Genomic DNA, 14,511 nt, shown 5'->3' with positions numbered 1-14,511 from the left:
ATCGTTTACATGACTCATCTTATCGCAAAAGGAACGACGGAAAAGAACTTTATATTACCGGAAGTTGCGGAAAAACTGATTTTTTTCCCTATAAGCAATTGAGCAGCTCCTCGGGAGTCCGTGCCTGCACGAGCCGCTCAACGGTTGAAGGCTGTTCGCTTAGCAAGGACAGGCGCTGGAACAGTTTTTTCGTCATCTCTTGCTCCTGCGGGGCAAGCGCCAGCATAAATACGACGGACACCTTCTCTTCCTGCCATTCCAACGGCTCTTCCAGGGTGGCAACAGCGATCCGCGAGGTGCGAATCAGCTTCGGATCGCCATGGGGGATTGCGATGCCGCCGCCGATGGTCGTGGACGAGAGCCGTTCCCGCAGCAAAGCCTGATGCGCGTAATCCGGCTCAACGAACCCCTGCTTGGCGAGCTCGTTCCCTAACAGCTCGATCAGCTCGAATCGATGGCCGATGGTCAGGCGCGGGAAGATGAGCGAAGGCTGCGTGTACATGCCCAGAATCGAGCCAGCGTGTTCGGCGTGACCGGATTCTTGGTCCAACTTGCCGATGAAGTCGGCGATCTTCTGCGTTTCGCCAGTCTCCAGCAGCGGGGATACCGTGATATAGGGGACGTTCACATTCTCCAAAGGAATTGTGGAGATGATAAAGTCAACCGAATGGTGAGCCAAATACCCGGGGAGATCGGCTTTCCGAACGGAATCCAATACATGCAGTTCGGGGAACTTCCGCTCCAGCTTGCTGCGCAAGATCTGCGACATGCCCACCCCCATATGGCAGACAGTCACGATTCGCTTCCTTCCCTCAGCCGGCTGGCTCAGCCGTTCCACAGCGGCCTGAAAATGCAGCGTCAAATAAGCGACCTCCTCTTCAGGAATGGTGAAGGGGTACCCTTCACTTAACTCTCTCGTCGCATAAATCACCATATCAAACATGTAGGGATACATTCTCTTGATATCCTGCAGCATCGGGTTCGATACGGTGAGCCCGTAGCTTAACCGGTTCAACGTTGAATATAAATGAATGCGCAGCCCTTCCATCAAAGCCTCGTCTTGGCCAAAATCCACCCAGGTCAAAGCGGACATCTTCCGGACGAGCGTCTCTGCTAAACCGCGGGCCTCCGCCGTTTCCGCGGATGGATCTGCTCCGGGCTCCGCCGTTTCGATCCGCGCCCGGGATCGGATCTTCCCGCCCAGAATATGAGCGGTCAGATAAGCTACTTCATCCTCCGGGAAGCGCACGGCGAAGAAGCGCTCCAGCTTCCGGATGAAGGCTCCCGTCCAGCGGAACTCCGGCTTCCCGCGGACAAAGACCTTCTCTTGCTCGGAGAAGGTAATCGGCTGTTTCAGTTTCGTTCGTCGAATCATCAGCAGCGTATGAATCAGCAGATTGTCGAACGCTTCATCCGTAAAAGCAAGCTGCGCATCAAGCTCGAGCTGCTTGAGCTCCCGAGTGACGATATCGAGCTCATGGGGAGCAAATCGATCCTTGATGAAGGCTTGGCCTGCTTCGCCGGTGAGTTGGGACAGCTTGGACAACGCCGCGCGCTTATCCCGTTCTTTCCCTTCGATCAAGACGCCGACCTTTTGCTTGGAAACGACGATCAGGTCCCATTTCGCGAGCCAATCCCGCAAAGCGTCCAAGTCTTTTTTGATCACGGTCTTACTGGTGTAGTGCTTGTCGGCCAGCTCTTGGATCGTTACCGGCTTCGTCTCCATCAAGAGCCGGTAGGCCACGGCGATCAGCCGTTCCTCCTCCGTTTCCTGTTCCTTTGGCTTGATGGACCGGGATCGGAGCAGTTCTGCGGTGATTTGGGCTTTGTCCGGCTCGGAAATGTCCAAGGCGACCCCGTATCCGGGCTTGCGGACCAGACGGGCATTTGACGATTGGGTTAAATACTGATCGATTTCATCCAGATCGTTGCGTATAGTTTTCTCCGAACAGCCAAAGTGCAAGGCAATATCCCGGATCACCAAGTGGGGCCGGGCATCGGTAAGCAGCATATGTAAAATATCCTTCTGACGGTCGTTCATCGTTTCGCGTCACCCCCTTCATATAAATTATGGGATTAGCATTTCTGGAACAGGTAGATTCGATACGGCCGGGCACCAATCCAGACATCCGCACGTACACTAACCTAGATTCACCTGAATATTGACAAGGAGGGGAATAGGTTTGATCCTACTGCCGCCACAAGATAAGAGTCAACTTGCTCAAATGACGCTGCCTCCGCTTCAAAGGGAAATCGTGCAGGCTCAAGAACGAAGCCCGGTGCCCTATCGTTACGGTTCTTTAGATGAATTGCTGTTCGAACTGGCTCTCCGCAACTCGATCGTCGATTCGGCCTTGGCGCTGAATGGAAGCGGGGCCCAATTTGCCGTCTACCGTAAATCCCGATGCAATGAGCTGTATTGGAACCGCACGGAGGAGGGAGGGTTTCGGCTAAGAAACGGAGTAGCGCCGGCGGATGCCATTCTCGACATTTACCGGAACGGTCCGCTTTATGGCTTCGAATGCTCGATGGCGATGATGATCGTGATGTATAAGGCTGTACTGGATCAGATCGGCAGTCGGGCGTTTAATACGTATTTTACCAACCTGCTTCTTTACGATTGGCAGTATGACAGTGATCTGGGTTTTCGTCAAGGAAGTTTGCGTCTGGGGCCCTATCCCGGAGATATTCTCTATTTCAAAAATCCGGACCATAATCCCGAAACCCCGGAATGGCAAGGGGAGAACGTCATTATGCTGGGCGAAGACCGCTATTATGGCCATGGCATCGGCATCCATTCTTCCGCCGGAATCATCGACGCACTTAATCGGAGAAGAATACCCGGCAGCCGGCGATCGGCGTACTTGCTTGATTTGATCATTTATCCCAATTACGATCATATCCGATCCCTGCGGGGCGTGTATGCCCGGATCGGCAGCACCGTCTATCGCCGTCGCGGCTCCCACAACGAAGCGTATCACACCAATTCCAGCCAAGCCTAAGAACAACAAGGCCTCCCGCAAATTGCAGGAGGCCTTGTTGTTTTTTGCGTTTAAGTTTAGAAGAAAAACGGGAAGAAAAATCTTCTGAAGAAGAAAAACGGATACGGCTGGCGGATAAAGCGGCGGAAGCGGCGCGGATAGCCGTAACCGTAACCAAAGCCACCGTAGGGAGGGTAACCGCCATAAGGGGAACCGAACGCGCGATCATCCATATCTCCCACCGGAACGAGCAGGTACACGTGGTCGTCGTCCATTCCGTCGATGATCCCTTCATACATTCTGCCGTCGTTGCCTTCCATTTGCATGAGGTGGTGATGATATTTTTTACACATTTCCATCATTTGTTTCTTGTGATTGTATCCCATCGGCTCTTGGCTCATCGGGCTTACTTGGCTTGGCGTACCGCCGTAAGGTGAATACATATTAGGCATTTCCATCCATTCCTCCTTTGTTCTTGCTGCAGTATATTCGCGGAGATGGGCATTTGTGCCGCAGGTTCGTGTCCTTCATTTTGCTAGTGATCTGCTTTGTACCGGAATGCGCGCGAATATGCTAAGATGGGGATGCATTGGACCATGGACTCATCAGCACTTAGAAATGTAAACGGATTCATAGCAACCAAAGGAGGCAAGGTTGAACGATGAAACTGATCGTAACAGGAGCGGGGAAGGGACTTGGATTGGAAATCGTTGGGGAAGCATTGCGGCGCGGCCATGAGGTGGCTGCCGGCATGCGCTCGCTGGATACGAACGTGGAAGCGTTGAAGGCACGGCAGGAGGGGGCGCAAGGGAAGCTGACGCTGCTTGAGCTGGATGTCGACGAGGAAGATTCGATTGCTCAAGCGAAGGAGGCCATGGCTGCCAGATGGGGAACGGTGGACGCGCTGATCAACAACGCGGGGATCTTGCTGGCACGGGAGCAGCCGATCGAGCGATTGGAATTCGCGGCGGTGGAGAATACGTTCCGCACCAATCTGTACGGCCCGATGAAGATGGTGAAGCATTTCCTGCCGCTGCTGAAAGAGAGTGATCGGCCCTTGATTCTGAACGTATCCTCGGAGGCCGGATGTTTTGCCGGGGCATATGGCGGCGATTATCCGTATGCGTTGTCCAAGGCCGCACTCAACTATTTTACCGCTCAGCTGCGCAAGGAGCTGGTGCCGCAGGGGTTCAGCGTGTACGCCATGCATCCAGGCTGGATACGGACCCCGATGGGCGGCAGTCAGGCGCCCGGCGATCCGCGGGATTCGGCGCGGGCGATTCTCGACTTGGCCGAAGGGAAGCTGGACGCGGATACCCACGCCGTGATGATTGGTATCGACGGGAAAGCGATGCCGCTGTAATTTCAATGCGCTATAGGCCAAGAAAGGGGCTGCTCCTCCATCATCCACGATGACGGTTGGGTTAGCCCCTTCCTTGCTCCACGGGTTCTTCTTAATCCGTTTCAATCCGAATCGCTTGCGCCTGCGCCTCAATGCATAAAGCCGCCGCTTTAAAGGCATGCTCCTGTGTCATGGCAGTTTCCGTTCCGTTGAGGATATCCAAAATAAATGCGCCGAAATAAGGGTATCCCACTTTCCCGGAGCAGTCATAGTGGAATTCGCCTTCATGATTCACTAAATAGAGATGATTGCCGGAAGCTTCCCGGGCGATGTCGATGTATTTGCGAATTTCGATGTAGCCATCCGTCCCCAAGATGAGGGTGCGGCCGTCGCCCCACGTCCCCAAACCGTCGGGAGTCAGCCAATCCACCCGGAAGTAGAAGGTCGCCCCGTTATCCGCTACCAGCGTTGCATCGCCAAAGTCCTCAAATCGCGGGTATTCCTTGAACTTGTAGTTGGCCACCTTGCTATGCAGCACTTTCGCATCCTTAGCGCCTGCGTAATGCAGGAATTGCTCGATCTGATGGGACCCGATATCGCATAATATCCCGCCGTAACAGTCGGGGTCAAAGAACCATTCCGGCCGGGCCTTGGGATTAGCGCGATGCGGCCCTGTGCCAATGACCTGGACGACCCGCCCGATGGCGCCTTCCTCGATTAGCTGGCCGGCAAACACAGCGCTCTCAACATGCAGGCGTTCCCCGTAATAGATCCCCCATTTAAGACCGGACTGTTCCGTTTTCCGTCGCGCCTGTTCGACCTGCTCCAACGTCGTAAACGCCGGTTTATCCGCAAAATAATGCTTGCCGTGCTCCATCGCCCGAAGCCCGAGTGCGCATCGTTCCGAAGGAATACAGGCTGCGGCGATCAACCGGATCTGCGGATCCTCCCAAATCTCCTCCTCGGACGCCGCTGCCTTCGCTTGCGGAAACGTATCGACAAACCGCTTCACCTTTTCCGGATCCGGGTCATACACCGCGGCGAGCTCCGCCCGGCCTCGATCAACCCGTTGCACATTCCGTAGATATGCCCATGATCCAATCCGATCGCCGCAAAGCGAAATTCGCCTGTTCCAACTACCGGATTGAGTTTTCCTTTCGGCGCATAATTCATGCCATCTTGCTCCTTCGTCATGGCGTCTGCCCCTTTCGTGAATTAGCTGTTGCCCCCCGAGGTGATCGTATTGTCGCTGAAGTTTTCGATGCTGGTCTTCTTCTCGTAAAAATAAGTCGCGTTCTGCAATATCCCTTGCCGTGTATAAAAGGGACTATCCGGACCCAACGGCAGTTTCACCGTCTGGCCGGTACTTGCGGATTGGTAAATCGCCGTAATCAGCTCCAGCGTTCTGCGGCCTTGAATGCCATCCACCAGCACGGGTGTCCCATGCTCAATCGCATTCAGCACGTCTTGAATTTGGCCGCGATGACCTTCATACCGAAGCTCAGGTTGCTCATCGTAAGCCTGCTGAATCTTCGCTTCCAGCTCTACGTCCGGCTCAGGGAATCCGTTTGGCTTGGAAACAGAAGCCGCTACTTTCCACGGTGCAGACACACGCGCGTGCTTCCCCTGGAAAATTAACTGCTGCTCCTGGCCGTGATGCACAACGGAGCTGGTGAGCTGGGCCAGCGCCCCGTTGTCGTAGCGGGCGATGGCGATGGAGATGTCCTCCACCTCGGCATTGTCATGGGAGGTGTTGCTCATCACTGCAGTGACCTCCGCCGGCATGCCGTTCATCCATTGAAAAATATCGATATGGTGCACCGCATGGTTCAGCGTGCAGCCGCCGCCTTCCTTCTCCCAGGTGCCTCGCCACCACAGATCATAGTAACAGTGGCCTCTCCACCAATAAGAGTCGACTTGCGCGTGCACGATCGGCCCCATCAGCTTCGTGTCCAACACCTTCTTCAGCTTCATCATAGGAGTCGTGAACCGGTTCTGGGCCACGACGGATAATATTTTTCCGCTCTGCTCCGCGGCTTCGTTCATCCGATCGCATTCCTCCAGCGAGGAGGCCATCGGCTTCTCGACAATCACATGCTTGCCCGCGTTCAAAAAAGCGATCGCCGTCTCCGCGTGAGTATACGGCGGGGTGCACACGGAGACCAGGTCGATGTCGCTGCGCTGGAGCAATTCGGAATAGTTGGCATAGATGTCCGCATCCAACTGAAACTCCTCCGCCCTTTGCCGAGCTTTCTCCGGATAAATATCGCAGATCGCCACGATCCGGCACCGCTCCGGGAATTGCAAATACGCTTGAATATGGGCCGGGGATATCGCACCGGCTCCGATCACTGCTACATGGATCACTCGGGTTCCCTCCTTAGCTTGGATGTGAATCGGGCCTCTCCGAAGAACAACTCCGAAAGGCCCGATCCGTTATCTGTTACTTCTTGTAAAACTCGTCGTAAGCCGCCTGTTTCCCTTCCATGACAGCTTTGCCGCCCATGGCCATGTATTCCTCGACCTTCTGGTCATAGACCTTGTCGAATTGATCCGGTTTGGCCGTGACGATCTTCGCGAGCATTTCTTTTTCGAAATCCTCCAGAATTTTGGCATATTTGATCTCGGCATCCACCGCGATATCTACGCGAGGCAGGGTATACCCGTCATTCGTTCCGACTTGGATGCTCTTGACGGTGAAATCTTTGAAGTCGGGATCGAAGGCATTGGCGGCAATGTTCTTGTTTGGATCCTCGGTGGAAATGTATTTGCCGTTCAGGATGATGCAGTAATCGTAATAGTTGTACAGCAGGTTCTGAGCTTCCGGCGTATTCAGCAGCACCGGCAGCCCGTCTTCGCTCATTTCGTACGAGACGCCTTCCTCGCCGTTTTGCAGCACGAGAATGTTGCTTGGGTCAGCCATCCAGTTCAAATATTTCACAGCCGCCTCTGCGTTTTTGCTTGTTGCCGGAACCATGATGTATGCGCCAATCGGGTCATACACCGGCTTTGGATGCTTCCCGTCCGGGGTAGAGAACGGATCGATCGCCTCCAGTACCGCGTCCGGATTGTTCGCTTTCAGGTTGGCATAGTACCCGTTATAGACCGGCTCATTCGTGTTCGGCGTGCCTGCCCCGGCAATGCTGTTCACAACCTGTTGGGCAAAAGCTTGGCTGAAGTCGTCGCTGAGCGCGAAGTCCGGATCGATCAGTCCTTCACTGTACATCTGGTTGAGCAGCCGGTAACCGTCCTTGCTCCCCGGTTGCAGCCATCTCGGAACCGAGTACAGATCTCTATCCGTGATTTCATCCCATTTCCAGAAGGAATTGACCAACGGCATCATATGGAACACGTCGATGTAGCTGTAGGGGATGACCTTGCCACCCGTCTTGCCGGGATCCTTCTCTTTAAAAGCACGCATGGCATTCACAAATTCCTCCGTCGTTTGCGGAAGCGGAAGGTTCAGTTGATCGAGCCAGTCCTTGCGAATGAAGGTCGTGCTTTGGGCTTGAATCACGCGCAGTGCCGGGATGACGTATTGCTTCCCGTCAAATACGCCGTAGGGCAGGGAAGGCTCCAGCACCTTCTTCAAATTGGGGCCGTATTGATCGATGAGCGGTCCCAGGTCGGTTAAGCCTCCGCTTTTTACATAGTTTTGCACGGTAGGCTTGCTGTACGTGAACACAATGTCCGGAGCAGAGCCTGAGGCCATCAGGACGTTCAGCTTATCGACCTCTTCGGCGCGCGGCACCGTCACGAATTCAACGTCGATGTTGTTCGGGTCGCCAAAGCTTTTCTGGATATACTGGGTCATGAAGTTATCCGTAATTGGCGGTTCCCCAGCCGGCGTATTGTTTCGGTCAAACAGCTCCACCTTTAAGGTAATGCGTTCCCCCTTCGGTGCGGATTCCTTGGCATTGTTCGTAGCTGTGGTGTTCCCGCCGCTGTCCTTTCCGTTTCCGCTGGATGAGCTGTTGCTTCCTCCGCCGCCGCAGCCCGCCAAAGCGAAGCTTGCGGCCATGACCAGCGCCACTAAGGCGAACATCGAGGAGCGAAATGGTTTGCGCATGGTGTTGCCTCCCTTTTGATTTGGTTTAAATATAGTGACCTTCGGTATCGAGACCGAAGAGCAGCTATCAACATCGGGCTGCTTCCCGCCAGGCTAGGGCCTATCCTTTAATGGCCCCCTGCAGCATGCCGGAAATGAAATATTTCTGCAGCCAGGGGTAGACCAGCAAAATCGGCACGGTAGCAAACATAATGCTGGCTGACTGAATGCCTTGGGGAATCGGCGTCGCGGCGTTAAAGCCTTCCTGCGCCGTGGCATCGTTCACCTGGCTGTTGATGACCATCTGATAAAGTTTGAGCTGGAGCGGGTACAAATTTTTATCGTTGATGTAAAACAAAGCGTCCTGAAACATGTTCCAACGGTCCACGGCCGAATAAAGCCCGATGGTCGCAAGGATCGGCAACTGAAGCGGCAGCACGACCTGGAGCAGAAAGCGGAAATGGCCGCAGCCATCCATCCAGGCTGAATCCTCCAGCTCATGAGGAACGCCGGAGAAGGAAGTTCTCATAATGATCAGCAGGAACGCATTAATCATCAGGGGCAAAATGAGCGACAGTGGCGAATTGAGCAGGCCCAGCTCTTTGATCAGCAAGTAATTGGGGATAATCCCCGGGTTAAAAAACATCGTGACGATGATGAGCCCAAACATCACGTTCCGGCCTCTGAAGTTTCTGCGGCTTAACGCATACGCGGCCATAATGGTCATCACCAAGGCGACCGCGGTATAGACGACGACCAGAATCACCGTCAGCAACAGGGACCGCATCATGGAGATGTCCCCGAATACGGCGGAATAGGAATGGAAGTTCCAGTCGACCGGCCACAGGAACACCTCCCCGGACATAATGGCCCGGTTGCCGCTGAAGGATAAGGCAAAGATATGGATCATCGGCACGACGCAAAACAAGGCAAATAAACCGATGACCACGATGACGATTGTATCGATCACTTTATCAACCGGATTCCGGATCACGTGAGCTCCCTCCTTGGCTAGAAGATGCCTTGCTGGTTTACTTTTCGGGATATGAGTTCGGCCGTGAGCAGCAGAATCAGCCCGATGACCGATTGGAACAATCCCACGGCGGTTGCCAGCGCGAATTGCGCTGATTGAATGCCCACCGTGTACACATAGGTGCTGATCACCTGAGCGACATCCATGACGTAGCCGTTCTGCAGGGCATACGGCTGCTCGAAGCTGATATCCGCCATATGGCCGATTTGGATAATAAACAGCACCACGATCGTGGGCTTAATCCCAGGAAGCGTAATATGCCAGATTCGTCGCAGCCGACTGGCCCCATCTACTTCGGCGGCTTCATACAGCTCTTTATTGATGCTTGTAAGCGCTGCTAAATAAAGGATCGTTCCCCAGCCCGCATAGTGCCAAACCCCGGCTCCTGTGTAGGTCAGAATCCAAAGCACCGTGTCCTCGAGGAACGGAATCGGCCGGCCGCCGAGGCTCTTGATCAACTCGTTGACACTGCCCGTATTGGTCGCGAGTAATTGAAGCACCATCCCGCCGACAATGACCCAAGAGATGAAGTGGGGTAGATACAGCAAGGTTTGGCTTACGCGTTTGTACCAATGGACCCGCAGCTCGTTCAGCATAATCGCCAGGATGATCGGAACCGGGAACGTCAGCAGAGAGAAGACGTTTAACATCAAGGTGTTGCGCAGCGCCTTATAGAACTGCGGCATCCCAAAGATCTCGCGAAATACGTCCCATCCGACCCACTCGCTGGCCCAGATCCCCTGAAAAATGTTGTAGTCCTTGAAAGCAACTACGACGCCCGCCATTGGAATGTACTTAAATACGATAAAGAACGTCATCGGCAAGAGCATCAGCAGATACAATGGCCATTGCCGCTTGAAGGCCGCCATGCTGTTCCGTCGTTTAACGGGGAGCGGGGCACGGGCCTGCCTGACTTCCGTTTGCATCGGCATCCTCCTTTCGGGTGGTAAGTTCATGGCTTGGTTGCTGCTTACTATACAACAGGGGCGGATGGCAGGAAATTCTCCTTTTTTGGGGGCTTCTTCTCTTTTTCCTGCGGGGGTTTTCACCTTTTTTATATGACTATCCTTTGTTTATTCAGGGGGGCGGAAGGAGGGTTAAGCGCCTAAAAAAATCATCCCAGAAAGGGATAACCCCTCTCTGGGATGATTGGATTTCTAAAGTGCAGCAGCTTATGGTGTTCCGCCGTTTTGCATTTGATACGCTCGATGCTTCTCCTCGCGAACTTGCTGTCCGCCCATGGCGAGATACTCTGCGACCTCCTCGTCGTAAACGGTATCAAAGGCTTGCGGAGACGCCGTAATGACCTTTACGAAAATTTCGTCGTTCTTCTCATTTAAAGCAGCGGCATACCGAATTTCGGAAGGCAAAATCGCATGAATGCGCGGGGTTTCGATCCCGTCATTCATTCCGTACTCCACGCTCTTGCGCGTAAACTCTTCAAAGCGTTTGTTGGTCGCATTCGCTTTTAGATTCAAGCGTTCGTCCTGGCTGCTGACATATTTTCCATTTAAAATGATGCAGTAGTCAAAAAAATTAAATAACAATCGATTTACATCCTCGTTCTCCAGGGTTACCGGCACACCGTCCTCCATCCGGTAGGTCACGCCCTCCACGCCGTTCTGCAGCGTGATAATGTTCTCCGGCTGCGCCATCCAATTCAAATATTTAATCGCTGCTTCGGCGTTTTTGCTCGTTTTCGGAACCATGATGTACATGCCCGTGTTTTCCAGGATCGGCTTCCACTTCTTGCCGCTGGCGCTTGTGAAGGGATCGATTGGCGTTAGGATGGCATCGGGGTCGTTCTTTAACAGTTCAGCCAGATATCCCATATAAACCGGCTCATTCGTATTGGGGGATGCGGCTCCAACCCGGCCGTTCACCAGATCCTTCTGAAATTGCTGGGCGAATCGGTCCAAATGAAAATCGGGATCAATCAGCCCCTCGTGATACAGGCGGTTCAGGAACCGGAACGCCTCCTTGTTCCCGGGCATCGTCCAACCCGGCTCGGCGTATAAGTCCTCCTCGGTGATCTGGTCCCAATCCCAGAACGAGTATTGCAGCGGGGCGGTATGGTAATAATCGATTTGACCGTAAGGATAGATGACCTCTCCGGTCTTTTGCAACCGATTCTTTTTAAACATTTGGAGCGCCTGGTAAAACTCCTCCGTCGTCTCCGGCAGGGAGAGTCCGGCCTCCCGGAGCCAATCCTCCCGGATCAAGGTCGTCGTTCGGGCCGTCAACACCCGCCTTGCGGGAATTGCAAACTGTGTTCCTTGCCTCCGCCCATAACTCAACACCTCTTCCCCGAGGAGCTCCTTCAACCTTGAACCGTATTGGTCCAACAGAGGCGACAAATCGGATAATTTCCCTTGGGTGTAGAAATTGTAGACGGTAGGCAGGTCATAGGTGAACACGATATCCGGCGCTTGATTTGCGGCCATTAACACCTGCAGCCTCCGGACTTCTTCCGCCCGGGGGACGGTGACAAATTCGATCTTGATCCGCTCCGGATTTCCGAAATGCTCCTGAATGTACTGCGTCATCGTATTATCGGTAATTGTGGGGGCGCCGATCGGTTTGTTGCTTCGCTCAAACAGCTCAATGCGAAGCGTTGTCCAGCCGTCATGATTGGCAGTGAATCCGTCCGAATCAAAATTTGGGAGAGGGCCGTCAGCCCAGCCCAACCGATCCGTATCCCCAAATCCGCTGCAGCCTGTCAGGACGCACAGAATAGCGATGACCGCCAGCTTCGATAACCACGACCTCAAAAGGGGCATGCGAACTCTCCTTCCTCGTTGGGAACACAGATTATAGATCTTTTACGTTGCACGGTACATATTGCGGTATTCCCCCGGTGGAATGTCCTGAAATTTCTTGAATGCGCGGTAGAAGGAATTCACGTTCTGATAACCGCTGTTGATCGCCACCGACTGGATCGAATCCTCCGTTTCCAGCAGGAGTTGCTTGGCTTGCTGCATCCGAACCTTCAAGACATAATCCACAAATTTCTCCCCAATTTCCTCTTTGAAAATAACGCTTAGCGCACTGGGCTGAAGGTTCAAATAGTCGCTGACCTGAACCAAGGAGAGACCCGGATCGGTGAAATGCGCATCGATGTAATGTTTGGCCTGCATCGCCAAGCTATGATGCCTGCGGGCTTGCCGGTCTTCCTCCACGCAGGCTTCGAACTGATTCATGAGGCTCATGAACTGTTCTTGAAATTCTGCCAGCGTCTCCGCCGTTTCGGTCAGGCTGGCGAACCGGTCTTGATAATCGCTTTTCCAGCGCGTTTGAATAGGGGAGGACATGGCCAATACAGCCTGTTCCATCCGTTTAAGGAACGCCTGTGCAAACTCCGCCATATCCCGCTTGCGAAACCGCATTTTACTCAGTTCACCAAAGACTTGGGTTAGTTTCTCCCGCCATTCGCTTTCATTCATGCGGAAGGACTGGGCGGCATAATCCAAAGCTTGCAGGTATGCATATCGGTCCAGATTCATAATGCCGGCGCTTTTCCGATTATCGATGATGGAATGGATGCCAAGCACCGTCTTCAGCTCCACATTCTCCACCGCGTTCCGATAGGAATCCGCGAGGGTATCAATCGAAGTCGAATCGGCCCCGATGCCGATCGTTAGTGTCAGCTCCAGATGCTGATGAATCCATTTTTTAAATTCCTCTGCATAAGTGATGGTCGCCTGGGTATTGTGCGGATCGGCGGTGTGATGCACGACAAAGGCGATGCGATGCGGCTCCATCCAGGCATGCCAGACAAAGGCATGATGGCTTTGTCCCAGATCGCGGAAGGCGCTTTCAATAATAAACTTCAGCAAATGCTGGTCTTTGACCTTATATTTATCCGTAAACTCGGCGTATCGGTCCAGTTCGGCAACCATCACGCCTAACCGGTCATAGGGGGCGGACAGATTAAACTCGGCCAGCCGTTGCTGGAATTCTTCATCCGTAAGCACGAGATGCCCGGCTAACAGATCGTGAAACAGCCGCTGCTGCCGCAGCAAGCTGTCTTCCTTGTGCAGGTTCTCGTAGTCCAGCGACCGCTTCAAGAGATGGTCCAGCGCCATTTCGATGAAGGTGAACTCATTGTCCGCTCCTTTAATGCCCAATTCCTCGCTTTTTCGGTTCGAAAACTGGCTGACCTTTTCCATAATCGATTGAATCGGCTTGTAATGGATGTGGGTGATGATCGTAAACCCGATCAGCGCCAGCAGGATCAAGGTGACCCAAATGACCATCCACGCGTTGGAGAAAAGGGCCAACCAGTTGTAGCCTTGATCATGGACCCCCTCCGAAACATAGGTCCAGCCGGTATAATCAGATTGAACTTGAATCGGGTTCATCGTCGGCGCCTTGTCCGGGGATTCCGAAGCGGCAGCGGTATCAATTAATCGAACATGGTTGTAATCGCTTTCATCAAAAGAATTAAGATATTCCATAAAAGAGCGTTGATACACGTTGACCACAAGTGCCCCGCGCATATCGTCTCCGGTATAAACAAATTTCACCAAGGAGACCACCTGCTGCGCTTCCTCTCCTTGCGGCGAATAAGCGAAAGAGCGTGGATTAAACCAGCCTGCGGATTCCTTCCTGCCGTAGTTGGCTGTCAGGAAGTCTGCATCCCCAAACGCCCGCAGCGAATAGGACCCCAAATCCGAAATGATCCGTCGTTCGGCTTCATTGTAAATGTAAATGGTGTTGGCAAAAGGCAAAGTTAAGCTTAGGTCAATCAGTTTTTTCTGCAGCAAGAAGTCACCCAATGCATCTTGTGAGGCGTTCGCGAAGTAGTCCTGAATCTCGCCGTCCATCAACACCTTGCTGACGACGTTGCGCTCGATTAGCATGAGATTCGCATCCGCGTTAAAGACGATCCGATCGAGGATCGCCTTGTTGGTTTCCAAGTATTTTCGCTCGGAAGCGTTGTTGAGGGCTAAGAAAATCACGAAGATCATGGAAGAAATGATCACGAAGAGGATCGGAGCATAGGAAAGAATCGTACGGTAATACCAGTTCATTCGCATATCCAACTCTCCTAAACCGTTTCATTTATTATAAGAGATCCCATTCATGTTGTTAATTCACAATTTAT

Annotated in this window: 10 protein-coding genes and 1 pseudogene; 2 read left to right on the top strand and 9 right to left on the bottom strand. The window is 53.2% G+C overall.

Going from position 1 to position 14,511, the window contains the following annotated elements; translation table 11 throughout:
- Positions 1-88: 88 nt before the first annotated feature.
- Positions 89-2,041: a BglG family transcription antiterminator gene (locus M3G15_RS03545; protein WP_260070090.1), complete on the bottom strand. Its 1,953-nt coding sequence runs from the start codon at positions 2,039-2,041 to the stop codon at positions 89-91.
- Between the two features lie 142 nt (positions 2,042-2,183).
- Here M3G15_RS03545 and M3G15_RS03540 point away from each other — a divergent pair, with 142 nt between their 5' ends.
- Positions 2,184-3,002 carry a protein-glutamine gamma-glutamyltransferase gene (locus tag M3G15_RS03540; RefSeq protein ID WP_009223828.1) on the top strand — a complete coding sequence of 273 codons (819 nt, stop codon included), beginning with the start codon at positions 2,184-2,186 and terminating at the stop codon, positions 3,000-3,002.
- A gap of 56 nt (positions 3,003-3,058) precedes the next feature.
- Here the strand turns inward: M3G15_RS03540 and M3G15_RS03535 are convergent, their stop codons facing one another.
- Positions 3,059-3,439 carry a hypothetical protein gene (locus M3G15_RS03535; RefSeq protein WP_260070089.1) on the bottom strand — a complete coding sequence of 127 codons (381 nt, stop codon included), beginning with the start codon at positions 3,437-3,439 and terminating at the stop codon, positions 3,059-3,061.
- 203 nt (positions 3,440-3,642) lie between these two features.
- On the opposite strand from M3G15_RS03535, the gene M3G15_RS03530 reads away from it, so the two are divergent.
- Positions 3,643-4,344 carry an SDR family NAD(P)-dependent oxidoreductase gene (locus M3G15_RS03530; protein WP_260070088.1) on the top strand — a complete coding sequence of 234 codons (702 nt, stop codon included), beginning with the start codon at positions 3,643-3,645 and terminating at the stop codon, positions 4,342-4,344.
- A 91-nt stretch (positions 4,345-4,435) separates the two neighbouring features.
- Here the strand turns inward: M3G15_RS03530 and M3G15_RS03525 are convergent.
- From M3G15_RS03525 to M3G15_RS03495, 7 genes and pseudogenes are all read right to left on the bottom strand, one after another.
- Positions 4,436-5,517 (bottom strand): annotated as a pseudogene (locus M3G15_RS03525) (Gfo/Idh/MocA family protein).
- Between the two features lie 21 nt (positions 5,518-5,538).
- On the bottom strand, positions 5,539-6,690 hold the full coding sequence (locus tag M3G15_RS03520; protein WP_009223832.1) for a Gfo/Idh/MocA family protein: 1,152 nt from the start codon (positions 6,688-6,690) through the stop codon (positions 5,539-5,541).
- 76 nt (positions 6,691-6,766) lie between these two features.
- Entirely contained in the window at positions 6,767-8,392 is a 1,626-nt protein-coding gene (locus tag M3G15_RS03515) for an extracellular solute-binding protein (RefSeq protein ID WP_260070087.1), read from the bottom strand.
- Between the two features lie 100 nt (positions 8,393-8,492).
- The gene (locus M3G15_RS03510) at positions 8,493-9,365 is read right to left on the bottom strand and encodes a carbohydrate ABC transporter permease (RefSeq protein WP_009223834.1); all 873 of its coding nucleotides are present in this window, start codon (positions 9,363-9,365) and stop codon (positions 8,493-8,495) included.
- A gap of 17 nt (positions 9,366-9,382) precedes the next feature.
- The gene (locus M3G15_RS03505; protein WP_009223835.1) at positions 9,383-10,330 is read right to left on the bottom strand and encodes an ABC transporter permease; all 948 of its coding nucleotides are present in this window, start codon (positions 10,328-10,330) and stop codon (positions 9,383-9,385) included.
- 246 nt (positions 10,331-10,576) lie between these two features.
- Positions 10,577-12,184 (bottom strand): extracellular solute-binding protein, encoded by a 1,608-nt coding sequence (locus M3G15_RS03500; RefSeq protein ID WP_260070086.1) that lies wholly within the window; start codon positions 12,182-12,184, stop codon positions 10,577-10,579.
- A 42-nt stretch (positions 12,185-12,226) separates the two neighbouring features.
- Positions 12,227-14,443, bottom strand: coding sequence for a helix-turn-helix domain-containing protein (locus tag M3G15_RS03495; protein WP_260070085.1), 2,217 nt, complete (start codon positions 14,441-14,443; stop codon positions 12,227-12,229).
- Between the last annotated feature and the right edge of the window lie 68 nt (positions 14,444-14,511).

The sequence above is a fragment of the Paenibacillus sp. p3-SID1389 genome (assembly GCF_025151705.1).
Taxonomy (GTDB): Bacteria; Bacillota; Bacilli; order Paenibacillales; family Paenibacillaceae; genus Fontibacillus; species Fontibacillus phoenicis.
Note: the sequence above shows the minus strand (reverse complement) of the source record. Positions and strands in the feature narration are given on the sequence as shown.